General features: G+C 38.0%; 24 protein-coding genes, 1 tRNA gene and 1 pseudogene. 15 read left to right on the top strand and 11 right to left on the bottom strand.

Features of this window, described 5'->3' with window-relative positions:
• Nucleotides 1–153: 153 nt before the first annotated feature.
• Nucleotides 154–537, top strand: coding sequence for an SCP2 sterol-binding domain-containing protein (locus tag CDG56_RS00630; RefSeq protein WP_004660844.1), 384 nt, complete (start codon nt 154–156; stop codon nt 535–537).
• A gap of 52 nt (nt 538–589) precedes the next feature.
• On the opposite strand, the gene CDG56_RS00635 is transcribed toward CDG56_RS00630, so the two are convergent.
• Nucleotides 590–1,699 carry a transglycosylase SLT domain-containing protein gene (locus CDG56_RS00635; protein ID WP_087546597.1) on the bottom strand — a complete coding sequence of 370 codons (1,110 nt, stop codon included), beginning with the start codon at nt 1,697–1,699 and terminating at the stop codon, nt 590–592.
• Nucleotides 1,700–2,069: 370 nt separating this feature from the next.
• Here CDG56_RS00635 and greB point away from each other — a divergent pair, with 370 nt between their 5' ends.
• The 3 genes from greB (at nt 2,070) to CDG56_RS00650 (ending at nt 4,142) form a co-directional block, all read left to right on the top strand.
• A complete protein-coding gene (greB, locus tag CDG56_RS00640; RefSeq protein ID WP_087546598.1) occupies nt 2,070–2,558 on the top strand; it encodes a transcription elongation factor GreB in 489 nt (162 codons plus the stop codon).
• Between the two features lie 96 nt (nt 2,559–2,654).
• Nucleotides 2,655–2,744: transfer RNA gene (locus CDG56_RS00645), tRNA-Ser, on the top strand.
• A gap of 168 nt (nt 2,745–2,912) precedes the next feature.
• Nucleotides 2,913–4,142, top strand: a complete 1,230-nt coding sequence (locus tag CDG56_RS00650; RefSeq protein ID WP_087546599.1) for a tyrosine-type recombinase/integrase — start codon at nt 2,913–2,915, stop codon at nt 4,140–4,142.
• A 51-nt stretch (nt 4,143–4,193) separates the two neighbouring features.
• On the opposite strand, the gene CDG56_RS00655 is transcribed toward CDG56_RS00650, so the two are convergent.
• Nucleotides 4,194–4,763 (bottom strand): NUDIX domain-containing protein, encoded by a 570-nt coding sequence (locus CDG56_RS00655; RefSeq protein ID WP_087546600.1) that lies wholly within the window; start codon nt 4,761–4,763, stop codon nt 4,194–4,196.
• Between the two features lie 419 nt (nt 4,764–5,182).
• On the bottom strand, nt 5,183–6,025 hold the full coding sequence (locus CDG56_RS00660) for a hypothetical protein (RefSeq protein ID WP_087546601.1): 843 nt from the start codon (nt 6,023–6,025) through the stop codon (nt 5,183–5,185).
• A gap of 183 nt (nt 6,026–6,208) precedes the next feature.
• Between CDG56_RS00660 and CDG56_RS00665 the strand changes: the two genes are divergently transcribed.
• From CDG56_RS00665 to CDG56_RS00675, 3 genes are all read left to right on the top strand, one after another.
• Nucleotides 6,209–6,466: a helix-turn-helix transcriptional regulator gene (locus tag CDG56_RS00665; RefSeq protein WP_018679572.1), complete on the top strand. Its 258-nt coding sequence runs from the start codon at nt 6,209–6,211 to the stop codon at nt 6,464–6,466.
• 216 nt (nt 6,467–6,682) lie between these two features.
• Entirely contained in the window at nt 6,683–7,966 is a 1,284-nt protein-coding gene (locus tag CDG56_RS00670) for an inovirus-type Gp2 protein (protein WP_171295079.1), read from the top strand.
• Nucleotides 7,963–8,892 (top strand): hypothetical protein, encoded by a 930-nt coding sequence (locus tag CDG56_RS00675; protein ID WP_087546602.1) that lies wholly within the window; start codon nt 7,963–7,965, stop codon nt 8,890–8,892. Before CDG56_RS00670 ends, CDG56_RS00675 begins: the two co-directional genes overlap by 4 nt.
• Before the next feature lie 68 nt (nt 8,893–8,960).
• Here the strand turns inward: CDG56_RS00675 and CDG56_RS00680 are convergent.
• Together CDG56_RS00680 and CDG56_RS00685 are read right to left on the bottom strand one after the other, a co-directional pair.
• Nucleotides 8,961–9,469 (bottom strand): annotated as a pseudogene (locus tag CDG56_RS00680) (hypothetical protein).
• Between the two features lie 113 nt (nt 9,470–9,582).
• Nucleotides 9,583–10,704, bottom strand: coding sequence for a hypothetical protein (locus tag CDG56_RS00685; RefSeq protein WP_087546603.1), 1,122 nt, complete (start codon nt 10,702–10,704; stop codon nt 9,583–9,585).
• A gap of 802 nt (nt 10,705–11,506) precedes the next feature.
• Between CDG56_RS00685 and CDG56_RS00690 the strand changes: the two genes are divergently transcribed.
• From CDG56_RS00690 to CDG56_RS00705, 4 genes are all read left to right on the top strand, one after another.
• Nucleotides 11,507–11,824, top strand: coding sequence for a hypothetical protein (locus CDG56_RS00690; protein ID WP_087546604.1), 318 nt, complete (start codon nt 11,507–11,509; stop codon nt 11,822–11,824).
• 64 nt (nt 11,825–11,888) lie between these two features.
• The gene (locus CDG56_RS00695; protein ID WP_087546605.1) at nt 11,889–12,938 is read left to right on the top strand and encodes a DUF932 domain-containing protein; all 1,050 of its coding nucleotides are present in this window, start codon (nt 11,889–11,891) and stop codon (nt 12,936–12,938) included.
• Nucleotides 12,939–13,084: 146 nt separating this feature from the next.
• Entirely contained in the window at nt 13,085–14,212 is a 1,128-nt protein-coding gene (locus CDG56_RS00700) for a YqaJ viral recombinase family protein (RefSeq protein WP_087546606.1), read from the top strand.
• 144 nt (nt 14,213–14,356) lie between these two features.
• The gene (locus CDG56_RS00705; protein ID WP_087546607.1) at nt 14,357–15,250 is read left to right on the top strand and encodes a hydrolase or metal-binding protein; all 894 of its coding nucleotides are present in this window, start codon (nt 14,357–14,359) and stop codon (nt 15,248–15,250) included.
• 103 nt (nt 15,251–15,353) lie between these two features.
• On the opposite strand, the gene CDG56_RS00710 is transcribed toward CDG56_RS00705, so the two are convergent.
• From CDG56_RS00710 to CDG56_RS00720, 3 genes are all read right to left on the bottom strand, one after another.
• A complete protein-coding gene (locus tag CDG56_RS00710; protein ID WP_004912848.1) occupies nt 15,354–15,623 on the bottom strand; it encodes a hypothetical protein in 270 nt (89 codons plus the stop codon).
• Between the two features lie 14 nt (nt 15,624–15,637).
• On the bottom strand, nt 15,638–16,519 hold the full coding sequence (locus CDG56_RS00715; RefSeq protein ID WP_004722341.1) for a copper resistance D family protein: 882 nt from the start codon (nt 16,517–16,519) through the stop codon (nt 15,638–15,640).
• Between the two features lie 68 nt (nt 16,520–16,587).
• Nucleotides 16,588–16,968 (bottom strand): copper resistance protein CopC, encoded by a 381-nt coding sequence (locus CDG56_RS00720; protein ID WP_005198558.1) that lies wholly within the window; start codon nt 16,966–16,968, stop codon nt 16,588–16,590.
• Nucleotides 16,969–17,248: 280 nt separating this feature from the next.
• Between CDG56_RS00720 and CDG56_RS00725 the strand changes: the two genes are divergently transcribed.
• Complete coding sequence (locus CDG56_RS00725) at nt 17,249–19,612, top strand: heavy metal translocating P-type ATPase (protein WP_004722339.1); 2,364 nt, start codon at nt 17,249–17,251, stop codon at nt 19,610–19,612.
• Between the two features lie 78 nt (nt 19,613–19,690).
• On the opposite strand, the gene CDG56_RS00730 is transcribed toward CDG56_RS00725, so the two are convergent.
• On the bottom strand, nt 19,691–21,067 hold the full coding sequence (locus CDG56_RS00730; RefSeq protein WP_087546608.1) for a heavy metal sensor histidine kinase: 1,377 nt from the start codon (nt 21,065–21,067) through the stop codon (nt 19,691–19,693).
• Nucleotides 21,057–21,740: a heavy metal response regulator transcription factor gene (locus CDG56_RS00735; RefSeq protein WP_002058525.1), complete on the bottom strand. Its 684-nt coding sequence runs from the start codon at nt 21,738–21,740 to the stop codon at nt 21,057–21,059. Before CDG56_RS00735 ends, CDG56_RS00730 begins: the two co-directional genes overlap by 11 nt.
• 148 nt (nt 21,741–21,888) lie before the next feature.
• On the opposite strand from CDG56_RS00735, the gene CDG56_RS00740 reads away from it, so the two are divergent.
• The 3 genes from CDG56_RS00740 (at nt 21,889) to CDG56_RS00750 (ending at nt 25,062) form a co-directional block, all read left to right on the top strand.
• Nucleotides 21,889–22,191 (top strand): hypothetical protein, encoded by a 303-nt coding sequence (locus tag CDG56_RS00740; RefSeq protein ID WP_005091424.1) that lies wholly within the window; start codon nt 21,889–21,891, stop codon nt 22,189–22,191.
• Between the two features lie 77 nt (nt 22,192–22,268).
• A complete protein-coding gene (locus tag CDG56_RS00745) occupies nt 22,269–24,182 on the top strand; it encodes a copper resistance system multicopper oxidase (protein WP_087546609.1) in 1,914 nt (637 codons plus the stop codon).
• Nucleotides 24,169–25,062, top strand: coding sequence for a copper resistance protein B (locus tag CDG56_RS00750; RefSeq protein WP_087546610.1), 894 nt, complete (start codon nt 24,169–24,171; stop codon nt 25,060–25,062). The genes CDG56_RS00745 and CDG56_RS00750 overlap by 14 nt, the downstream gene beginning before the upstream one ends.
• 49 nt (nt 25,063–25,111) lie before the next feature.
• Here the strand turns inward: CDG56_RS00750 and cadR are convergent, their stop codons facing one another.
• On the bottom strand, nt 25,112–25,516 hold the full coding sequence (gene cadR / locus CDG56_RS00755; RefSeq protein WP_005144789.1) for a Cd(II)/Pb(II)-responsive transcriptional regulator: 405 nt from the start codon (nt 25,514–25,516) through the stop codon (nt 25,112–25,114).
• Nucleotides 25,517–25,534 lie beyond the last annotated feature (18 nt).

Consider the following 25,534-nt stretch of genomic DNA (forward strand, 5'->3'; position numbering starts at 1 on the left):
ATAAAAAAGAGCTAAAAAGTGAATTCTTCGTACAAAAAGCCATAGCCTAAAATAAAAATTACGTGCTATAACAGTGCACAAGCAAATTGCTTCATTTAATGTTGTCTGGATAGATGACACAAGAAATTGAACAAATATATTTGAGGAATAATCATGGCTGCATTTTTAACTGATGATTGGTTTGCAACTGTTGAAAAACTTACTGCTGAAGCGGGTGATTTAAATTTACCACCAGCACTTGCGAATTTAGCGATTAACTTAGTTGTAACAGATGCGGCTGGTAATACCGAATTGGCCTTAGATGCTGGTAAAATCCAAAAAGGTTTATCTGCAAATGCTAAAACAACTTTAAATATGGATGCTGAAACATTACGTAAAGTATTCTTAGAGTTTGATATGGCTGCTGCTATGCAAGCGTTTATGACTGGTAAAATCAAAGTACAAGGCGATATGTCTCAACTTATGGCTTTACAAACGGCGAAGCCAAGCCAAGAACAAAAAGATTTATTCAAGAAAGTACTTGAGCAAACTGCTTAAGTCCTTTTCTCATAAAAAAGCTTACCTCTCGGTAAGCTTTTTTATTTTCAACTTAGACATCAATACGACTGTTGGTCTTTAAATGTTCTAAGTAAGTTCGAATACGTGTCACGTATTGAACTGCTTGTTTATATCGACCATTTCGCGCTTGGTTACGCTGTAAATAATCATATAAATTTACCCATTGATTTGGGTTTTTCCCTTGGGTTTTGATTCGGTTTTGAATCTGATTGACTGCACCTGGTCCCATGTTATAAGCGACCAAAGCATACCAATTACGGTCTGGATAAGGGACATTCGAAAATTGATCTAGCATTAGATCAAAATATTTTGCACCACCTTGAATACTTTGTATCGGATCAGATCGGTTGCTCACACCCATTGCTTGAGCGGTGCTATTGGTCAACATCATCAAACCGCGTACACCAGTGGGAGAAACCGATGTGGGTTTAAGATAAGACTCTTGATAGCCAATAGCAGCGAGCAAATGCCAATCTAAATTATACTTAGACGCACTTTGTTTAAAGCTTGCTTTATAAATTGGCAAACGCTGGTTCAGGTCTTTTTGAATCGTAGACCATGCTTCGGGTTTAACCACATTGCGATTATAAAAGGAAGCTAGTTGTTGGGTTGTACCAAGCTGTTTGCTTTGACAAACAAATCCACTTGCAGTGAGCGTTAACGGATCATCAGCTTGCTTAAGTACCCAATTGAGTTGAGGATTTAATCCATTTTTACTTAAAGTAGCTTGATCACCACAACTTGCAGAAAAAGAGACAAGTTGTTTACTTTCAATAGCTGCTAAATTTGCAGTTGTCATAGCAAGATTAGCTTTACCTTGAGCAATCCATTTTAACGCAGTTGCATTATCAGGAACCGTTTTAAAATCGAGTTTGACATTTAAACTCTGCGCATAATTTCTTGCTAAATCATAGCCAAAACCATGCAAAAATTGCCCGTCTTTAAATACATTTGTCGGGTTTTCAACAGCAACTACCGTTAATGTATTGGTGGTTACAACTGTCTTGTATTGATGTGATTTTTCTGCGTTCAAACTATTAAAGGGAAGGATTGCAATTCCTAATACCATCGTTTGAAATGAAAGTTTAGAAGATAAAGAGTTAAGGCTAGGCCTCGACCCAGAACTTGAATTACTGTGCATGTTGTCTCCGCTACAGGTAATTTATGCCCAAAAAGTTCAGCAAAACAAAGCCTTAACTTTTAAAAGTTGATAAATTCAATAAGGGTGGGCAAGTCATGACGCCATTCAAAATGACATTGGGTTAATGGAAAAATGATGAAAATGTTTCACATCACTTACAAAGTGTATATAAAATAAACAAAAAACTAACTTAGGGGCGCATCTTAAGCGTCAAAAAGGAGCTTGTCAAATTTTGATCAGTAAAAATATGAGAAATACATCACAAACACATGATTTGAAAAAGAATAAAATTTATACACTTTAGTCATGTTGAAATAAGGAATACAATGCAAAAACTTGTAAATGGATTGTTGTTGTAGCGTTTTTAAATATGAAATCGAACTTGATCACACGTAATGGACATGACTTGCTGGTTGCTGAATTAAAAAAACTATGGCATGACGAACGACCAGAAATCACCAAAAAGGTAAACTGGGCCGCTAGTTTGGGAGATCGTTCAGAAAATGCAGATTATCAATATAATAAACAATTACTTAGGAAAATAGATCGTCGTGTTCGCTATTTGGGTAAGCGTTTAGAGGAGTTGAAAATTGTTGACTTTGTGCCTCAGCAGGAGGGAAAAGTCTATTTTGGTGCCTGGGTTGAAATCGAGAACGATGATGGTGAACAGAAAACCTTGCGTATCGTGGGGGTGGATGAAATCTACGACCATCATCCTCAGCATATCTCAATTGAATCTCCTATGGCGCGGGCACTGTTAAGTAAACAGGTGGATGATGAGGTGGAAGTCATTACTCCATTAGGAAAAACAGTTTGGTATATCAACTCAATTTGCTATGAAAAATCTGAAAATGCTTAATTTTTTACTGTTTTGATTTTATTTTGAGCATTTGATTGATTATTTTGAATAAAAGATTTGCCAATTCTAATTTTTATTTATATGATAGCCGCCATTGGAAGCGTGGCAGAGCGGTTTAATGCACCGGTCTTGAAAACCGACGAGGGTGTGAGTCCTCCGTGAGTTCGAATCTCACCGCTTCCGCCAAATTCAAGTTTCTGACACTGTTTAACACTATATAAGTTTATGATTTGTAAGGTTAAAGTTGGAAATATACGATATAACAAGCCGTGACGCGCTACGCCAATCGGTAGTTATAAAGTAGTAAAAAATGCAGTAAGATTATTTCTTACTGCATTTTTTTATGTCTGAATTATGGCGACTCGTGGAATCAACAAACTTAGTGCTTTACAGGTTAAAAAAGCTAAACCTGATCCTGACAAGATGTATAAGTTGTCAGATGGTGGAAACTTGTACCTGCGTATTGATCAGAGTGGTAGCAAGTACTGGATATTCAATTATACACGCCCATTCTTAGGTAAGCGTAACGATTTATCTTTGGGTACTTATCCTGAAGTTTCACTGGATGATGCTCGAACTATTCGTGATGAATATAAGAAACTCATCAAGCAGGGCATTGACCCAGCGATGGAGCGGATTGAGACTAAGTCTCAGAAACAGAAAGAAGCAGAAAATACCTTTCGTATTGTTGCAGAAGCATGGCTATATAAACGTGAGTTAGAACAAAAGCAGGATGAGGAAACAGTCCGTCGTTTAAAGCACGATGTCTATCCCTACGTTGGTGATTTAACCTTTCCTCAGCTTACCTTAGAAATCCTTGAGATTAAGGTCTTTAAGCGTATTATTGAGCGTGGGGCTTTGTCTGTTGCCAAACGACTTAAATCAGACCTCAACCAAATCTTTAAATCAGCACGTAAGAAAAAGCTGATCCAATATAATCCAGTTGAAGATATTGAATTACCAAAACCACAGGGTGGAAACTTTGCAGCCGTGACAGAAGAGCAGGACTTGGCTCCGATGCTGAATAAAATTTGGAACTACTCCAAACTTTATACACGTTGCCTACTTACTACGCAGGTGGCGTTAAAAATCTCCGTGCTCACATTTCAGCGGCCTGGGGAGATCCGCAAGCTGAAAAAGGAGTATTTCTATCGTGAAGAGCGTTGCTTTAAGTTTACAGCCAGTAAAACTAAGCAGCTTCATATTGTGCCATTGTCAGATCAGGCCTTTGACTTGATTGAGTCAATTATTGATTTGCACCCATACAGCGAATACATTTTTGTGGGGCGGGATGGTAAAACCTTTATTTCTGACAATACCATCAACTCCGCGTTAAAACGCTTGGGCTATGGTGGTGAACAGACGGCACATGGCTTTAGGGCAACTGCACGTACCATGCTGGATGAGATTCTAGAGCAGCGTGTAGACTTTATTGAGCACCAGTTAGCCCATAAGGTAAAAGACAATAATGGTACAGCCTACAACCGAACCAAGTTTCTAAACAATCGCCGAGAGATGATGCAGGAGTGGGCTAATTATTTGGAGTCTTTGATTTTTGGTTATGGTCAAAACCCACAAGAATGATCTGCCCGTCGAAAGTTGGACGGTTTGATTAAGCTAACACGACATAGCAATCTAAAGAGATGTTAATTTTTTATAAATTGGCTCTAAAAAATTTAAATGATATTTTTTGAAAAAATTATATTTATTAAACAGCTTTAAATTTTCACATGAATCAATTATATCTGCTAATAATTTAAGAGAACCGACATCGAATTGTTTTAATTGATCTGCTGTTAAAAGTTTGGTGCCATCTGTCTCGCGATTTAATAATATTTCACCATCACATTCGGCTAACACGGCAATAATTAACTGATTCATTTCTGTGTCAGTGAAAGTATCTATAATTTTACTTTTTATGACGTGCAAGCCAAGCTCTTCTCTGGTGATTCTAGAGGTGCACTCATAAGTAGTTTCCTTTTCTTTCAGGTATCCTGATATTGTGGAATAGAGTCCTTTTGGCCATATTTTGTTATGAGCGATTAAATATTTGTCTTGATATTTGATTAACACGGCAATTGCTGGAACAGGATTATTCCAAAAGATATAACCACAATTTGAACTACATGCTAATCGATAGCCACGATCTACTTTCTTCAATATCAAACCACTACCGCAGTCCATGCAAAATTTTGGATTAAACATGTATCCTTCCTAGAGCTTTCTATGTTTTATTTGAATTCATTCAAGCCTACCATGTTTCCGCAAATGGAGCATAAATCAATAATTTTATGTAGACGGATTTGTTCCTAAATAGCCATTAATTTTAATTGAAATTACACGTAAAAAACTTAAGAAAAAAAGCAGTTGGATAGCCACTGATTCACAGCATATCAGCGCAAATTAAAGTGATATTATGAGTACGATTGGCAATAAAAAACGATTGAGATACGCTTGAACATTTAACAATGAGTTGAAGGTTTTGCTAGGGCTGTAGCTATCTTAACAGCTAGTGATACCTCAGCAACATCGATATATCGCCCTATAAAATAGGGCTGATGTTATTTTTTTACAGATATGAGGATATTGTAAGTTCTCGACTTTTATTCATCGAAAATTCAACATTAATCGTTCTCATTGTTAGTAGAAATAATCACTTCGTCTAACATCTTTTTATTTCGCCTTAAGTGGTTCATGAGCACTTCATCCTTATAAATGGTGTTAAACGGACTTTGCTTTTTGAGTGCGTGAGGTGATGGATTATCTCCAAGCAGAGGTCTTAATTCTGCATTTTCATACATTAAATGATTTAAACGTTTTTGATATTCATGACGCTTATAGTACTTAAAAATTTCAGCATTCTCTGGATGCTTCAGTACTTCTTGGCAATCATCGATTTCAGCTTCGTTTGACGCTATTTTATCTTTTATTTGCTGTTGGTCATATTCAAGAAATAGCGTGTTTAACTCTGGCAAGACTTCACGGATTGCTGCATTAACACTAGACCACTTACCTTGTTGAGCTACTTTTTTTCGAAGTAGGGCATAAAAAATTTCGAGTTTTGGATACAGGTTTTTTTCATATCGAATACGCATACCCCGAATCCCTTTGATTTTATTGCTAATTTTTGGATTCGAGATGAGATTAATATCAGCTACGTAGAGTTCATAATTTTGCATGAATTTTTTATAGATTTCAGTATTTTCCTTTGATGAGCGGCTCGTAAATTTCTGCTTAATATCGTTTAATTCCATGAGCATATCTTCAAACTGATGACCATTAAGATGGAAGCAATCATCGTCATATTTGCGATCTAAAAGTATATCCGCCACGATCAATTTTTTTTGATCAAGGTTATAACTTGATTTAAATGCCGATAATCCTTGGATCGGAAAAGCACAAAGGTAGTAGTGAAAAATTTCCTCTTCCATCTCATTTAGATCAGTAAGTGTAATAATTTTAGCCATTCTTATATTTAAATTAATTCAATTAGTTAAACAACCATTATAGTCTGTATTAAAATACCTAGCTAGCATTACTGACGATACAGATTGGTTTTAGCTACCATGCGATTCATTAGATGACTGATCATATTCATTGTTGAATATGGTTCAGGCGAATTCTTCATCGTTGCTATCGAAGGTTTAAAAATGATTGAGCATCGTTATCGTGTCAAAGAGTTAGTCAATTACCCAGAACGACCAGCAAAGGATTATGTAGATCGTGGCGGACGTAGGCGCAGAGTTTCTTATAAACCTGCCACGAAGGGTTTACTCAATATTGCGGAATCAACATTCTGGAAAATGGTTCGTCGAGGTGATTTTCCTGAGCCAACTTACTTGACTGCGAGCATGCCAACGTGGGCAGAAAGCCAAATTAATTTGTGGCTCAATTCGAAAAAAAGCTGACTAGATTAGCGCGATATCTTTACAGCCCCCAATTATTCCATTTACCCCTAAGACACTGTAATTCCTTGATTTCGAGGTCATTGGATTACGGTGTTTTTTACGCCTGACCATTTGTGGTACTTATATTATTTATATATCATTTATATATCTAATATTATATTTAATTATTAATTAACAATTGGTTAGGTGTGATCTATTACAGCAGAGTAAATTATCATGACAGAATCAACCTATGTTATGAATGACAGTCAAACACATAAAATTGAATATATACCACCAATACAAGATATTTCTACAGCTCAGAATCCACAACTGAATGTGTTGTATCGTTCTATGCAAGAAATAACACATGATCCTGATCAACATTTCCAGTTGATGGAAAGTGAATATGAATCATGTTTTAAAGCAGACGACAGCCAACACACTAGTTCATTGGTCTTGGATCACCAACTTGAGTTTAGTGAGGAATTGCAGGCTTATATTCTTCGTAGAAATCCTGAATTGGAGAAAATATTTACACGAATAAAATATGTGAACTTGATTGTTGAAAAGGGATTCGTGAGAGCTTGTCGTCCATTAGCTCAGAATAACCCATTGAAAGTGATGGGTATTCAATATGAATACGCAGATAAAGAGCTGCAGCAATTATTCAAACAGCTATTTAGACAAGGTTGTGAATCACTTGATCAATATGACTGTGAACACAATAGAATTGTACTACAGGCATTTAATGAGGTTTTAAAGCCTGTATATCATGCTGACTTTGAATTTATATATCTAAATGATCCGATTACGATAACCAATCTGGATGGTACGACCAGAATTGGTGTATTCGCTGAATTACTTGATCAATTTGTGGAGCGAACTTATTGGCTTACTCAAGAAAAAGAGTTTAAGTATCAGCAAAAGAAACGCAAGGATCGTGCTAGAAACCAATTTGAATCAGCTAAACAGTGTGTAGATTTGATACTTGAAAAGCATTCAAGAGTATTGGTTATCCGTATTGACCTCAGATTTGATAAAACCCAGAACCCGACTCTTGACCAAGTCAAAAAGGATTTACGTACTTTTTTGCGTTCTGTAGGTCGTACTAAGAATCTGAATATCCTAGGGTATATCTGGAAGCTCGAATTCGGTCAAAGAAGGGGATTTCACTATCACTTTATATTTATCTTAGACAGTCGAGATCATTCTCAGGAAATTAAACTTGCACAACAGATTGGTCAGATTTGGGAAAAGGTCATCGGTGTGGAGGGAACTTTCCATAATTGCCACTTCAAAGCGGTCAATAATCAATATGATAAGTTAGCCATAGGACGGCTTCATCGTCATGAGCAACAGAAATACCAGTATTTACTGGGATTGCTGCGTTATTTTGCAAAGAAAGATCAATTTATTCTGCATAAAAATATTGGTAAAGAACGTACTCTAGGTACAAGTATTGATAAGAATATTGCAAAGACAATGGGACGTAAAAAACAAGCGGAGGTGAACAAGTGAATCACTTTCCAATTACACCTCCGCAGCCCATATGTCAACGGACTCCACAGTTTCCTTTTGTGTTGGATGCACATCAGAATTATATATTTAACCAAACTGTGAAAAGCTTAGCCCAAATTGAGAAAGGGCAGCTTCAAGTAATGGATAAGCGTGCTAAGGAATGTTTTGAACCACAATACTTGGCATTCTTATATTTTTTACCTTGGTTGCATAATCATCGTACCGTATTGAATGAATTTCAGTTAAACCCTTATTGGAACGCATTGATAGAAATAGTAGGTCATTATCAATTTCAAGATATGAATTATGTATTGGCGAATGCACATCCTATCCATGGAAAAATTAAAACCAAATTATTGAGACAACGTACTGCAATAAAATATTCAGAATATATTGAGCATGCTCATGCAAGCGTAAAACATCAAAAAGCTGTGTTTAGACGCTGTATGGATCAGCATAAGCAAATGAACTGTTTGTTCCTTGAATTACAGTGCATCTTTACTAAAGCCTTGTATCAGAGTGATGAAGCTCAATTACCTAAACTCGTTCGTAAATGGCTGGCAAGATTGCATCAATCAGAGCAATTGGCGGGTAAGTTGTATGATGTGCAATGGCGTATTGTGAAATCACTGAATGGATTTTATTCAGTACATGCCATCATTTATGTGATCGGTGAGCAGGCTCAGTATTCAAATTTTATTCGTCAGGAATGGAGAGGGGCTTGTTTACACAAAGGGTATGAGCTTAAGCAAGAAGCTCAAGGTTTAATCGAAGAAAAACACTGTTACTTTGCGGACAGCGATATGCGTAGCTACTGGCGTAAACAGCTTGAGTTTCTAAATGAACCCCTCAAGATTTACCGCTATATGAGTCAGCATATTTCCTATTTGTGGCAAAGCTATACAGGGAATATCCCTGCTAAATAAGCTTCTCAAATATAAGGCGTTCTAATCAGAACGCCTTTTTGCCATAGTAAATTTCCGTGATTAAATCTCTAAAAATTATAGGTATAGGTCAAACCACTGCTCGTCGTGATGGTCACTTCTCGCACATATTCAGCGGAACAACCTAAGTAAACTTTTGCCACAGAACCATAACGCATATTCTGGTAATCGTATGTGCCTTTGCTTCTACAATTGCCACGGTTGATTAACACACCTGTAATGGTGGTTGGAGCATCGTTCAAGGACATAATGTTTAGTAAATCACTATAGCCTGTCATGGAGTATTGTGATTCTTCACGACGAACACGGACTTCAAACTGTTCCTGCACAGTGGGTTCAGTCACTTCCTCAGCATTGTATGATTCATCTTCTAAAAAGGATTTATCAACGGCTGGAAAATCATCTTCGGATTGTTGGGGCGTTTCAGTCGCATCAGCAGTGCTATGCTCACTGGTTTGAGTTTGAGCATCTTTGGGTTTTGGTGCGTCATTGCCTGAATTACATGCGGTTAGAGTCAGTAGCAGCACACTGGATAAAAAATAGATGGAATAAAATTCATTACACATGCCTATATTTAATCGAATATTGTGATCTACAGGGTTGGGCGAAAGCCCAACCCTGTGTATTTAGTTGTTTGGTCAATCAATTTTTTACTTTTTATAAAAGTGGGAATTACTCATCGATCTTTTTAAATACCTTTTCGATCGGCGTGTAGTTTTCCAAGGTGAAATCAAAAGGAATTGGCTTTTTCAGTGGCACATCAAATTTCTTTAATCGAGCATTTTCTATGCCGTTGAAATGTTTACGTTGAAAGGACATCGTACTCGGTTCAAGGATTGCGATCGGCTCATTTGCTGAATCAGCTTGAGTAATGTTGGTTTGATAAATGACTAAGCTATCTAATTCCAATTTATGGTTATTGAAGTTGAAAATATAACCGACATACTTTTGTCCACCAGCCGTAATAATATTTTGTGCTAACTCTGGCGTGGATGGGGCGGTGAAATTCACAATAAGATCAGATGAGAAATTCATATTCTCAAAATGTAGCTGTTTCGAGTCAGCATCGTAGTAAACAAAATTATCAATAGGACCCTTTGGTCGGTCATTCGGTGTATAGCTGCTCGGCATGAACTGACTTTGTGAAGAAGTCGCATTTAGACTGAGTTCTAAAAGCTTCAGGTCATAATTTAGATGGGCATTTTTACTATCTAGTTCTTTTTGAAGTGTCTGAATACGTTGTTGATATTGTTCGGTACTTTCAAATTGATCTTTTTGTGGTGGAATGACCTGCATTGTCGATCTTATATAATTGATGGCTGTATCATGAGCAGCACGTAAAGAATAGTCATCACCTAAAGCAAATGTGAATGCTGGAAACTGTTGACCAGTATGTCCGATCACCAAAACTTGATTGTTTTTTAAAGCCAGCACATTTCTTAAATCATTGAGAACGGATTGGAAATGTACGCAGTTTCCACAATACTCTGCCACATCGTCATTTTCAGCAAACATCTGTAATCCAGAGATGGTTTTATACGGCGGATAAAAGGAAAAATATCCTTCGTCTTTAATGAGCTCCTGAAAGCTTTCGCCTGTTTTGGTGAGCGGAGGGGTAACTTTATTTCGAGCAATAATCAAAGGAGAAGAAGTAGTCTGTGCAGGGGCTTCATCATTCAATGACATTGTTTCAATCTTTTGAGATAGCTCTTCTTTCTGTACATCATCATGTTGTGGTTTTGAGCAGCCGACCAACGCAAGGCTGGTGAGCAGTGCAATTGAAACGTATTTCATCCTATTATTTCCCCATCCAATTTTTTTAAAGTTTTTAAAAATGAATTATGAAATTGACTGTAATTTCAAATACATTCTGTTGGCTGTCACAGGCTCTAGCTATACTTTTACTGAGTACAAAAATGACAACTCAAATAAGCTGTGTGATGAATTCGATGATTGTTATCCAGCACAAAACACCACTGACCAAAATGGATGCAGCAGTTAATTGATGCCTTGAATTAATCAGGACACAGCGAAAGCGTGCGATAAATGAATCGGAATGAAATGCTTGAGAGGCTTAGAAAGTGCAGGGGAATAAAGCACAGTAAATTGTGTCATGGTTGACTCCTAGATGAATTAGAAGTTCTACCGCATCACTGCTAAATAATGGTGGCAGAACGAAAAGGGGTTAGCAGACTGATCATCTAGAACCAGCACGCGCGAACGCGTCCCCCTCCCGTTCTACCGCAAAGGGGGACGAGAAGGTTTTACGCATACGGAGAATACTCAGAAGAATAAACCCTGATGCGCTGTATGAAACGGTCTGTCAAAACCGACTGACAATGTAGGTCAGCCCTTGCATCATAATCGTTGCCAAAAAACAGGTCAATTGATCTGTTTAAGCATCATTCAAAAATCGCCTAAAACTGATGATAAAAAACGCATTCTAAAAAAATACAAATACATAGCATCTAATTGAGAACGGTGTTTCTCCATTTGAGATAGCACCTATACATGCTTCAGCTACATCGCAATCATTTTGCCTGCTTCCTCAGCAGGCTTTTTTATTTCGCTCATTTTTATTACAGGAATTCTTCAGATGAGTTTGCCATGTCCTTATTGCCAGTCTAGAGAGACGGTACAACTGCAATCCCCGCAACATTTACCTAATACCTCAACCAATAATCCTATTTCTAATAGTGTGATGTCACCGATGGCACTTGCCACATTAGGAGTGAGTGTTTCCAAAAGCCTGAATATTCCTCCGATTGCAGGTGCAATCGTTGGGGTACTGATTGGTGGTATCTGGATGTTGATCACTGAAGATGAACAGCAACAACCGCTACAACCCATTTCTCGCAGACAGTACTACTGCAATCACTGTGACCGCAGCTTTAGTCCGAATTTACGCAATTAAGCATTCAGCAATATTTAAATCCAATGCTTTTACCCATTTTAAAATTGATACAGGAATTATTCTTATGGCACATTTAGTTGAAACAATGGCATTCACAGGACAAACCCCTTGGCATGGCTTGGGCAATGAACTCACCCCAAACCAACCTATCGAGGTCTGGGCACAACAGGCAGGCATGGATTGGCGGATTGAATCCTCCGATGTTAGTTACATGGCACAGAATGAAAAAGGTCAGAGTATTATTATGCCTTTTGAAGAACAACGGGTTTTATATCGATCAGATACTCATGCACCTTTATCAGTGGTCAGCCAACGTTTTCAGGAAGTGCAACCGATGGAAATCTTACACTTCTACAAAGACCTGACTGAGCAATCAGGCTTTGAACTGGAAACCGCAGGGGTGCTTAAAGGAGGTAAGAAATTCTGGGCTTTGGCTAAGACAGGACAGACTTCAGCTTTAAAAGGTAAGGATGTGAGTAATGGCTATATTCTTCTGGCTACTGCTTGTGATGGCACACTTGCCACCACTGCTCAATTCACTTCTATTCGTGTGGTGTGTAACAACACTTTAGCGATTGCTCTCAAGGGACAAAATACCAGTACAGGTGTGGTTAAAGTCCCACACAGTACCAAGTTCAATGCGGAACGAGTCAAACATCAATTAGGTATTTCAGTCCGTGCATGGGATGAACACATGTATGAAATGAAGCAGCTCAGTCAACGTAAAGTAACGCAACAAGAAGCAGCCGCTTACTTTGATGCGGTGTTTAACAACACCAACCTCAGTATCGCAGAACAGGATGAAAGCATTATTCAGTTTTATCGAAATGTAGCCATACCGAATCAAACAAACTCATCAAAAGCCGACAATAAAACCGAACCGAATGGACGTGCTATGTCTAAAGCTATGACCATGTTTAACGGACATGGACGAGGGGCAGAACTCAGCTCAGCCAAAGACACCGCCTATGGATTACTTTGCAGCATTACTGAATTCTGTGACCACGAACGTCGAGCGATGAGTACCGATCACCGACTTGATTCAGCATGGTTTGGTGCAGGGGCTGCCATTAAACAGCGTGGTCTGGAACAGGCATTGAGAATGATTGCCTAAATTCAGTTTCAATTAAGCCAGCTCCATTAGCCTAAGCATACAGTAACACCGTACAAGCACAGCAACACCTTTAGCCGCACCCTCATGCGGCTTTTTTATGCCCAAAATTCAGCTTTTACGATTTTATCGATACAGGAATAATTGCAATGAATAGTCATACTCAAATTCAAAACACGCTAAATAACCCACCACTACAACCCTATTTACCTAATCTAAATCAATCCATTCAGCAGATTGAGGTGGGAACCCGAACCAAACGAGATCGACCGAATACGCAACCACGAAAAACCAAAGCACCCACAGCCAAACGTCTTGCCAACACCAAACAGCTCAATTACCAACAATGGCTAGAAGTCCGAAAGCAGGGCATTGGCAGTAGTGATGCCGCTACAGCATGTGGTTTAAATCCCTATATGTCGATGCTGGAACTGTGGATGATCAAGACAGGACGGATGCAACAAAATATCGAGGATGAAAGTGCTGGTTATGCACCGTTGTACTGGGGCAAGCAGTTAGAACCCTTGGTGGCTGAATACTACAGCATGCACACCAATAATAAGGTGCGTCGAGTCAATGCAGTGTTACAGCATCCTGATGAAGACAAACACTTTATGTTGGCGAACCTTGACTATGCCGTGGTGGGCAATGATGAAGTTCAAATCTTGGAATGTAAAACTGTAGGGGAATATGGTTCTAAGTTATGGCGAGATGGTGTGCCTTTATATGTCCTCTGCCAAGTGCAACATCAACTGGCAGTGACAGGTAAACAGGCAGCGCATATCTGTACCTTGATCTGTGGACATGAAAGTAAAATCTTTAAAGTGACCCGTAATGAAACCGTGATTCAGCATATCATTAATGCGGAACGTCACTTCTGGCAATGTGTGGAATCGGATATTCCACCGAGTGTCGATGCTTCTGACTCAGCAGCCAAAGCCTTGCAGCAGCTTTACCCTGAGCAGATACCACTAACAGTGGAAGATCTGACTCAAAATGAACAAGCCAACTACCTATTTAACCAATTGCTTGAAGAGCGACATAAGGTTGAGCAGCACCAACAGTATTTTGATGAACTCAAACATCAACTGCAAATGATGATGAAAGATGCTGAACGAGCAGTGTTTACGGGTGGTTCAGTGACGTGGAAGAAATCACAAGACTCGATCAGCCTAGACAGCAAATCCTTACTGAAACAACACCCTGAATATCTACAGCAGTTTCCTCAAACCAAAGCAGGTACACGGCGATTTCAGATTTACCCGAATGGTGGATAAGGCAGCAACGCAGATCCAGCATTTATTTCTTCAACAAACGTATCAAATCAACCAATACCCAAAACCAACCGATCCCAGACCCGAACAGGTATGGGATTTTTTATGCCCAATTTTTATTTATACATCTATATAGAGGACATCACCATGATTAAAGGTTTAGCAATTACACCGCCAGTATTAGGACGTATTAGTATCGGCAAAATCATCGAAAAGAATGGTAAACGACTCCCTGAAAAGGATGACCAATTTACCATTACCAGTCAAATTCAAGGAAAAGATGGCTGGGTGAAACATCCACTGGATGAACAGTTACGTGCTAAAGCACAAAACCAGAAACTCAGAACCATTCCAGTACGCATGATCTTTAACGATCCTGAACTGAATCTACGGGCAGAGTACAGCCTATTTGACCGCCAAACTGGACGCTTAATCTGCTCAGGTAATGGAGAAACCTGTCAGCGACTGGGACAAAATGGTATTGAACAGCATCCATGTCCATCACCTGATCTTTGTCCATTGGCACAGGGTGGGTTGTGTAAACCTTATGGGCGGCTGTATGTGAATTTAGATGAATCGGATGAGTTTGGCACTTTCATCTTTAGAACTACGGGCTTTAACAGTATTCGCACTTTGGCAGCACGACTGCGTTACTACCATGCTGCATCAGGTGATCTACTTTCATGTTTGCCTTTGCAACTGACTTTAAGAGGTAAAAGCACCACGCAAAGTTACCGCACTCCAATCTATTACGTGGACTTAACTTTACGTGATGGCACAAGCCTAAAAGATGCGATTGCGTCAGCCAAACAGATGGATGAGCAGAGCAAGGCAGCAGGGTTTTATCAGGAGGCGTTAGATCATGTGGCACGGCAGGGTTATGGTAATGCCTGCTTTGAGGTGGGAGGTGAAGAGGGTTTGGATATAGTGGAGGAGTTTTACAGCGTTGAATCTCAAACAGAGCATCAGCAAACGCATGATCTCACTCATGTTCAAGATATTCAGAAAGGCTTACAGCAGTCGGTTCAAGCTCTGAATTAAATACTGTTGGGGGCTAAGAAGCCCCCAACAGTAATATTGCTACTATTTTTTATTAAAAAATTTGAGCTACTTATTGAATCAATAAACATTACTTAAGTATCGTTTATTTGGAGGGCGGTAGTACGTTAGGCTTTTGTAACATTAATCCATTTATAACTTTTTGTTGTCTACTATCTTCATTACGTAGTTGTTTATCTTTAGAATAATGGTCTTTATTCTCTTCGACTTTGGTGTCGCCATGATTATGATCAGTGATATTACGTAATTCGGTATCATCTAAGGAGCGAATCGTTTTTGAAGTGCTAGGTTCAGCCCATGATGTCGTATTCAAAAAAATGAAAAATAATAAATTGTACTTCATCCATGAAGTCATAGCGTGATCCTTTTTTACTCAATACCGACTACAGTGGTGATATAACCAGTGGCTAAAAGAATTGATAGACCTAATGACATCTCAAATAAAATGGCATAGCCCAATTGTTTCGCAAATTTCGGGTCTTGTAAGCGAGGTGTGAAATACCATTTGTTAAAGGCTGCTAACAATAAAATACTTAGGACAAATAATATTTTAATAATAAATCCATGCCCATAAGGTGTATTGATTAGAGTATTAAAATCTTTAAAGAGTAATAAAGCAATACTAAGACCACAAGCGATGAGTATTCCTACAATAAAGGCTGCTATTTGCCCAAATAGATGCATACGTTCTTTAAGTGGTAAGCCATTAATTTTTTTGCTTGTTTTCCATAATGGATAAAGCGACCCCATCCATAAGGACATTACAAGTACATGTATTGATAACAAAGCTTGAGCGAATAAGGGTAAATTCGTGACGTGTCCGAGTTGTGAAAAACTTAAAACGATTGGTGTGAGCAGTATGGTAAAGATTGCTCCTTCAGTTTTGGAAATATCAATCGTCCCTTTACTAAGTTTGACTATCATAAATATGAGTAAAAGTGCAAAACTGATTGATCGAATGATATAGACATGTCCAGTAGGAGTATTGACTAGTATATTTATATAGTTGCTATCCCACATACCTGAAAGGCCAGTGTTGGCAAAACTTCCTATAAGAATGAAGAAGCCGAGAACACTTGAAAAAAGACCTAATCCTGTACCAATAGTTATGTATTTGAGAATAGTTCCCTTTATTTCAACATAACGTCCAAGTAAGAAATAGCAGAAAGCACCACCTATAATAAATGCAATCCCTAAATATAGAATGACTTTAACCAACCATGTTGCGTATATCCAAGTCTCAGGAATCATATTTTTCTCCCACAGTTATAGCCAACGTGTCAGCAAGCTGCTTGCATGTTGGCTATTTGCATTTATTGTTATTTTACCGATTTAATAGTGAAATTATATTCACCATTCATGTTATGGCCATCGGTACCCATTGTGGTCCAAACCACCGTATATTTTCCTTTTTTTAGTTTTGGAACCGCTACGTCAAATGATTTTTTCATATCATGAGTTATTTGGTAGTTCAAAGGGATATCCTTACGTTGGGCATCAAGTAACTTAACGTTCATTAGCATGACTTCTTCACCAAAATTGAGTGTTATGTTTTTTGGTTGACTTGCTACAGAAGCATTGATCGCAGGAATTGCACTTTCAAGTTTCACGTGTGCAAATGCACTTGAAGCAGTAACAATCAGTGTTGCACCTACGAGAGTGTTACGTAGAGCTGACATTTTATTTTTGAAAATTTTCATTTCTTCATCCTCTTTAAACTAATCTTGGGCTCAGTAATGACCGAATGAAATGCATCAATTGGTTGCTTGGTCATCACCTTTCTCATGCTTATTATTAAAGGATGAGAGAAACATCCCGATGACTTCAAAATTACATTTTTGTCATTTTAAAAATTAAAAAACCACAAGTGGTACACTGGCTTTAAAGAAAACAATGATCACTAAACAAACTAATAAGAGGGAGTCTATTTCCATCTTAATGAAATTATTAATTTAAAAATTAAATATGAAGGAGGCTTTTATGGACCATCATCATGAAAACAAAGTACTCAATAACAGACTTACTGACCCTGTCTGTGGTATGACAGTTACAGAAGCATCCAAGTTTTATGAAGAAGTTAAAAATAGAACTTTTTACTTTTGTAGTGAGAAATGCCACATAAAGTTTAAAAGTGATCCTCATTTTTATATTACTAAAGTTGAGAATGTAGTTACGTTAAAAGAACCACAAAAGAGGGATGGTGAGGATTCAAATGAAGTTAATCAGCCTGCTCATGTTAATACCTTCACGATATACACTTGTCCAATGCATCCTGAAATTAGACAGAACCATGCGGGAAATTGTCCGATCTGTGGTATGTCGTTAGAGCCTTTACTTCCTGACTTAGATGACGCTGATAAAAACCCAGAACTCAAGAATTTTAAGCATAGATTTTGGTGGACCTTACCGCTAACCATTATTGTAGTTTTCTTAGCAATGTTTGGTCATCAATTGAACTGGTTCGAAATGCAGGTGCAAAGCTGGATTGAACTGGTACTGACTTTACCAATTGTTTTGTGGGCAGGAATGCCATTTTTTGTGAGATGTTGGCAGTCAATCCTTAATCGGAGTCCAAATATGTGGACCTTGATTGGAATTGGTACAGGAGCTGCTTTTATATACAGCCTTGTTGGAACAATAGTACCTCAAGTATTTCCAGACTCATTTGTATCTATGGGGCGTGTTGCTGTGTATTTTGAGGCGACCGCAGCGATTATTTCTCTCACATTGTTAGGTCAAGTGCTAGAGTTAAAAGCACGTTCTCAAACTTCAGCGGCAATTAAATCCCTACTTGGGCTAGCACCTAAAACAGCAAGAAAAATCAGTGTTGATGGTATAGAAGAAGATATTCCACTATCTCATGTACACGTAGGCGATTTATTACGGATACGCCCCGGTGAAAAAGTTCCTGTTGATGGAGTCATTACAGAAGGTTCAAGCTCTGTAGATGAATCGATGTTAACTGGTGAACCTGTGCCAGTTACAAAACGTGTGGGTGATCAAGTCATTGGTGCAACAATGAACATGAATGGTTCATTGGTGATGCGATCAGAAAAAGTTGGATCATCAACCGTACTTTCTCAAATCGTGCAAATGGTTGCTCAGGCTCAACGTTCAAAAGCACCTATGCAGCGGATGGCGGATCATGTTGCAGGACGATTTGTTATGGGGGTTATAGGTATTGCTGTTCTAACTTTTTTGGGGTGGGGGCTATTCGGACCTGAACCTAGTTGGGTTTATGGATTAATCAATGCAGTAGCTGTTTTAATCATCGCATGCCCATGTGCTTTGGGATTAGCTACGCCAATGTCAATTATGGTAGCAACAGGGCGAGGTGCATCAAATGGAGTACTTTTTCGAGACGCTGCCGCAATAGAGAATCTACGTAAAATTGATACATTGATTATTGATAAAACAGGAACTTTGACAGAAGGACAACCATCATTCAATAAAGTAGTAGCCACTTCAGGATATGAAAAGAATGAAGTCCTCCGTTTAGCTGCGAGTTTAGATCAGGGCAGTGAGCATCCTTTAGCAAATGCAATTGTACGTGCCGCCCGTGAGCGAAATCTTACTTTAAGTAAACCTACTTCATTTGAATCAGGTTCAGGTATTGGTGTTAATGGAGAGATAAACGGACAAAAATTAGCTCTAGGTAATACGGCACTGATGAAGCAATTAGGGATATCTGTTAACACTCTTATTCCACAAGCAGAGGTATTAAGAGCTGAAGGTGCCAGTGTTATGTATTTGGCAGCCGATGGAAAACTGCTAGGTCTTCTGGCAGTTTCAGATCCAATCAAAGCAAGCACTCCAGAGGCCCTTTTATCGTTGGAAGACTCAGGTTTAAGAATCATCATGGCAACAGGTGATGGGCTAACTACAGCAAAATCAGTTGGGGCTAAGTTAGGAATTAGTGAGGTTTATGGTGAGGTTAAACCTGCTGATAAATTAGATTTGGTCACAAAATTGCAAAAAGAAGGGAGAATTGTTGCTATGGCTGGTGATGGAATTAATGATGCACCAGCCTTGGCTCAAGCTGATATTGGAATCGCAATGGGCACGGGTACTGATGTAGCAATGAATAGTGCCCAAGTTACATTAGTAAAAGGTGACTTACGTGGTATTGAAATTGCTCGTTCTTTATCAGAGGCAACTGTTAAAAATATGAAACAAAACTTGATGTTTGCTTTCCTCTATAATGGATTAGGTATCCCTTTGGCTGCTGGTGTACTGTATCCATTTACTGGCTGGTTACTCTCGCCTATGATTGCTGCATTAGCAATGAGCCTAAGCTCAGCATCGGTAATTGGTAATGCCTTACGATTACGTCATCAAAAATAATCACGACTTACCACTCATTAGCGTAAGTTAATGAGTGGTAAGCATCATTAGAATGAGTGCTTAATAACCGAGATATCACTAATTTTTAAAGATAATTTTAAAAGAAATATGTCCCTCGTTATAAGTCGCTTGAATGGAAGCTCCATGCACATCAAGAATAGATTTGGTAATTGCTAAACCAAGGCCAGTACCTTCTTCAACTCTCTGTCTAGATACATCTGTTCGATAAAAACGATCGAATAACCGATTAAGTTGTTCTGATGATAGTGGGGAGCTTTCATTTTCAATGATGAATGTTGTTGTATCAAAGTTTTGTTGGCATGTGATTTTGATGACCGAATCTGATTTGCCATATTTAATTGCATTCGATAACAAATTACTTAAAGCGCGGCGTAGCATTAAAGGATCACCTTTTATACTACCTGAACCACTCTGTTCGAGTGACATTCCCTTTTCAGCAGCGATAGCATCATAAAAATCAAATAATGCTGAAACTTCTTTAACTAAATTAACCTGTTGTAGGTTAGGTAAATGCAAACCGTGTTCGGCTTTGGCAAGGAATAACATATCTGAAACCATCCGAGCTAAACGTTCAAACTCTTCTAAGTTAGAAAAGAGAACTTCCTGATAAGTATTGATATCTCTACTACGGGATAAACATACTTGGGTTTGAGTCATCAAATTATTAATAGGTGTGCGAATTTCATGAGCAAGATCAGATGAGAAGTCTGATAATTTCTCTACAGCAGATTCCAGTCTATCTAACATATCGTTAAAAGCTATGGCTAAGGATCTAAGCTCTGTTGGCGTGTTTTCGACTTCTAAGCGTTCAGAAAGATGTTGAGCAGATATACCTTCTGCCACTTTTGCCATTTTTTGAACTGGGCGTAACCCTCGCCATGCTGCGAACCACCCTAAGAACATTAAACAAATTGTACCCACAAATCCAATGTATAGAAGTTGACGTCTAAAGTCATTTAAGAAATGTAGATGCTCAGAAGTATCGATGCCAACGACAATTTGAGCTGACATAATTGAGTCTTGATGATTAAAAGACTTTGTATAAATTAAACCACGGTAGGTTTTATTTTGAATGCTCCATTCAACCCAAGGCTTTCGTTTTGATTTATTGAGTGTTTGGGGATGAATTACTGATGGTGCTGAACTAAAAATAATTTGACCCGTTGGTCGTTCAATTTGAACAATTAGATCATGATGACCAACTAAGGCGTCTTTTAAATAAATATTTAGCTCTTGGGAATTGGCTGGATTTTGTTCTAGTAAATTTTCTAGAAGTTGAATTTTCCCTTCTAGTTGTGTCCGGTCCTGAGTTTCGAAATGATGCATTACGAGTTGATGAATAACTAGTCCCATAATCATTAGAATGATTACGGTAGATAGAGAAAAAATAATAGCTATACGAAAGCTGATTGCATTAAACAATTTACGAGTCATCTTCAACCTCTAGAACATAACCCATTCCCCGTATGTTCTGGATTAGCTTAGGGCTAAAGTTACTGTCAATTTTACTTCTCAAACGTTTAATAGCGACTTCTACGACGTTGGTATCACTATCAAAATTCATATCCCAAATTTGAGAAGCTATGAGTGCGCGAGGTAAAATTTCACCACGTCTACGCATAAATAATTCCATCAGCGCGAATTCTTTAGCTGTTAAGTCAATACGTTGCCCAGCGCGAGTGACGCGGCGTTTACGAAGATCAAGTTCAAGATCAGCAATTGTAATAAGGTTACTATCTTCTTTTTGTTGTCCCCGTCGGAGTAAGCTTTTAATGCGTGCTAATAACTCAGCAAAAGCAAAAGGTTTTACGAGGTAGTCATCAGCTCCCAAATCTAATCCCTTAACTCGATCTTCAATTTGATCACGCGCTGAAAGAAATAGAATAGGCATTGTCTTTCCGCTTTTGCGAATATCATAAATGATATTCCAGCCATCTAATTTTGGTAACATAACGTCCAAAATGATGAGGTCATATTCTTCGGAAAGTGCTTGATGTTTACCTGATAATCCATCTGTGACCCAATCCGTAATATACCCAGCTTCAGATAGACCTTGTTTAAGGTAATCACCAGTTTTTTGTTCATCTTCAACTAGTAAGATTCTCATTGATAAAAATCCAATATCACTCATTAAGAATATAATAACGTTATAAATACGTGATTCTTTGTAGATTACAAAAATGTCATTTTCATGTCATATAGATGTTTGGTGCTGGCCTTTAATGTATCCATATAAGCTAATTTCGGAGCAAAAAATGAAAGTTCTATTTCGTCGTACTTTAACAACTCTTATGTGTGCTGGTGCTTTAATTGCAGGAACTCAATCTTGGGCAGCAGAAACTAAACAAGCGAATACAGTTACTACAGAGGTTAAAGCTAATTCAAAAGCTCAAGAGAAATGTCAAAAACCTTGTGATATGAAGGGTGATGAGAAGGCCCAGCATAATCACAGTAAAATGAGTGATATGTCCCAGATGGATCATTCTAAGATGATGAACATGGATCACTCTAAAATGGGCGACATGGATCACTCCAAAATGAATATGTCAAATAATTAATACGATAAAAGAGATCGAAGGCAAAGAAGTCGAGAAACTACTTTGCCTTTTAACTAAATATTAGATAGGTGAAATAAATGTCTAAAAAATTAAGTCATGTCCTCCTAATAGGAATTGGTTTATTTTCGTCGACTTGGGTGATGGCTGCTGTTAAAGAATATGATTTAACCATCGCTGAGCAAACAGTAAATATAACTGGAAAGCCTTTAAAGAGAATCACAGTAAATGGCAAATTTGTGGCCCCCCTTCTTGAATTTGAAGAGGGTGATGAGGCGATTATTCGTGTCCATAACAAGTTAAAAAACCAAGATTCTTCTATTCATTGGCATGGTTTAATTTTGCCTGGCATCATGGATGGAGTACCCGGATTTAATCAGTTTGATGGTATTGCCCCTAGTAAGACCTATGAATATAAGTTTAAGGTACGCCAAAATGGTACCTATTGGTATCATTCGCATAGTAAAGGTCAAGAGCAAGAGGGCTTGTATGGTCCGTTAGTCATTTACCCAAAAAATAGGACACCTTTAACTGTAGATGAGAAAACAGATAAGGATTATGTTGTATTGCTCTCAGATTTTCATGATTCAACTAGTGATAAAATCATGAATAATCTAAAGAAAGAAGCTGACTATTATCAGAACCGTCGTGAAACTGTTTTTGATGTTTTTAAACAAATTAAAAAAGATGGTTTAAAAGCAACATGGCAAGACCGTTCGATGTGGAACCAGATGCGAATGCTCAAGACTGATATGTCTGATGTGACAAAATATACTTTTTTGATGAATGGTAAGACTCCAGAACAAAATTGGATTGGTAATTTTAAGACGGGTGAAAAAGTACGTATTCGGTTCATTAATGCCTCAGCAATGTCATTCTTTGACGTCAGAATCCCTAACTTGAAAATGACGGTAGTCAGTGCAGATGGGCAGCCAGTGAAACCTGTTCCTGTTGATGAATTCAGAATAGGAACGGCTGAAACGTATGATGTCATCGTAGAACCTAAACAATCAAATTATCAAATTGAAGCAGAATCAATTGATAGGAGTGGCTTTTCAGTTGGTTCATTACATGATGAAAATACTCCTCCAATAAATCAAATCAAAATGCCGAAGTCACGTCCTCGTTCTTTATTAACTATGGAAGATATGGGGATGGGGCATGATATGTCGTCTATGGCGGGCATGGATCACGATATGTCTTCGATGAAAGGTATGGATTATGACATGTCTTCGATGAAAGGTATGGATCATGACATGTCTTCAATGAAAGGCATGGATCATGACATGTCTTCAATGAAAGGCATGGATCAAGATATGTCTTCAATGAAAGGCATGGATCACGATATGTCATCTATGACAGGTAGTTCAAAAGATCAATCTATGTCAGGTATGAACCATAGCATGCAAATGACTACATCTAATGCATCTACACAAGAAAAGAATGGTGATGTTGTATATGGTTGGGCGAATGCTTCAACACCCGTTGGTCAAAAAGCACTCCAGTATAGTGACTTACAATCTCTAAATCCTCAACCAGATACTCGTGCCCCTGAACGTGAAATGGAAATCCGTCTTGGTGGGAATATGGAGCGCTACATTTGGACAATTAATGGTAAGAAGTTTAATGAAACAGAACCATTCAAAGTGAAATATGGGGAACGTATACGCTTGAAATTTGTGAATGACAGTATGATGGCTCACCCAATGCACTTGCACGGTATGTTTATGCAGCTTGAAAATGGTCAAGATCCAAGTAATATGCCAAATAAACACACGATCATTGTGCCACCGGGGAAAACAGTTACAACTTTACTTACTGCTGATGAATTAGGTGAATGGGCTATCCACTGCCATTTGTTATATCACATGGCAGCTGGAATGATGAACAAACTCATTGTGGCAAATGTAGATAGCAATGATGTTGATTCAAAAAGTATCGTTGCCCAACCCCATGCAAATGATAAGGGAGTGAATCAACATGCAAACCACTAAAAAACTTTTTTCAAAAACACTTTTATCAGTTGCTTTAATTGGTTTAGCAGGTATGGCATTTGCGAATGATAATTCGACTGAAAATCTAAATAAGAGTACTTCAAGTATGAATGTGCTTTTAAGAGAATCAGGCGGATTAGGTTATGTTGAACGCAATGTTGCTCAAAAAACTTCAAAAGACAAAGGAATTGAAACTTTAACTCTTAGCCAAAATCATGATAAACATCTGAACGAGCATGGTGGGCAGATTTACCAAACAACTAAATTTTCCAATGAGTGGATAGTTGATAAAGATGGTAAAGGCAGTTTAGGTTCGAGTTTCGAAACATTGATTGGAACAGATGAAAATCGAATGTTTGTTGAAGCCAATCTGAATAAAGCAGAGAGTAATGATCCCAATTATGATGTATCAGCTCTTTACAGTAGAAATGTTGCAGCATTTTGGGATGTACAAGCTGGGGTAAGGTATAGTGAGGACAAAAATAACCGTAATAGTAATCGCATTGATGGCGTTATTGGATTATTAGGTCTTGCTCCTTATTTCTTTGAGACAAAAGCTTACCTTTATGGTGGTGAAAATAATTTTTGGGGAGCCAGTTTTGAGTTTGATCGAGATCTATTACTTACTCAAAAGCTAATTACTCAGCCATATATTGCAGCAGATATTGTGTTTAATGATAATTCTGATTTTGCTACAAAGTCAGGTTTGTCTGAGTTAAAGACAGGTCTAAAAACTCGTTACGAGATTAATAAGCGTATAAGACCATTTGTTGATGTCGCTTATCAATATGAAAAAGGACAAAAATTAACAACTTTTCAAGAAGCTACAAATTCTGAAAAGGGGTGGTTATACGGGGCAGGCATTGAATTAGTTTTCTAAATATTTTATTAAGAATGAATAATGGTGATATTCCATTATTCATTCTTAATTATTTTAAACTTACGGATAACCCTTCAAGTACTTTACAAGAGTTAATTTCCAAAAAACCAGAGCATTTACTTCTTAAATCAGAAAGTTGTTGCTTAAGCTGAATCTGTTTTTGGATATTCTGCTCTAATTGATGAATATGTTTATCAACTAAGATGTTAATAGAACTACAGTTTCCACAAGGTTTGTCTTTGTATGCTAATAAAATTTTTATTTCGTCCAAGCCCATATTCAAAGTTCGGCAATTAAGAATAAATAGAAGTCGCTCTAAGTGGTCTTTGTTATAAAGTCGATAATTAGCTTCCGAACGATTAGGGGCTAGTAATAAAGCTTCTTTTTCATAAAACCGTATTGTAACAACAGGGCAACCGGATAGCTGAGATAATTCACCAATTTTTAAGTTCATTTCAAGTCACCTGATCTA

Origin of the sequence: Acinetobacter sp. WCHA39, assembly GCF_002165385.1 — a bacterium.
Taxonomy (GTDB): Bacteria; Pseudomonadota; Gammaproteobacteria; order Pseudomonadales; family Moraxellaceae; genus Acinetobacter.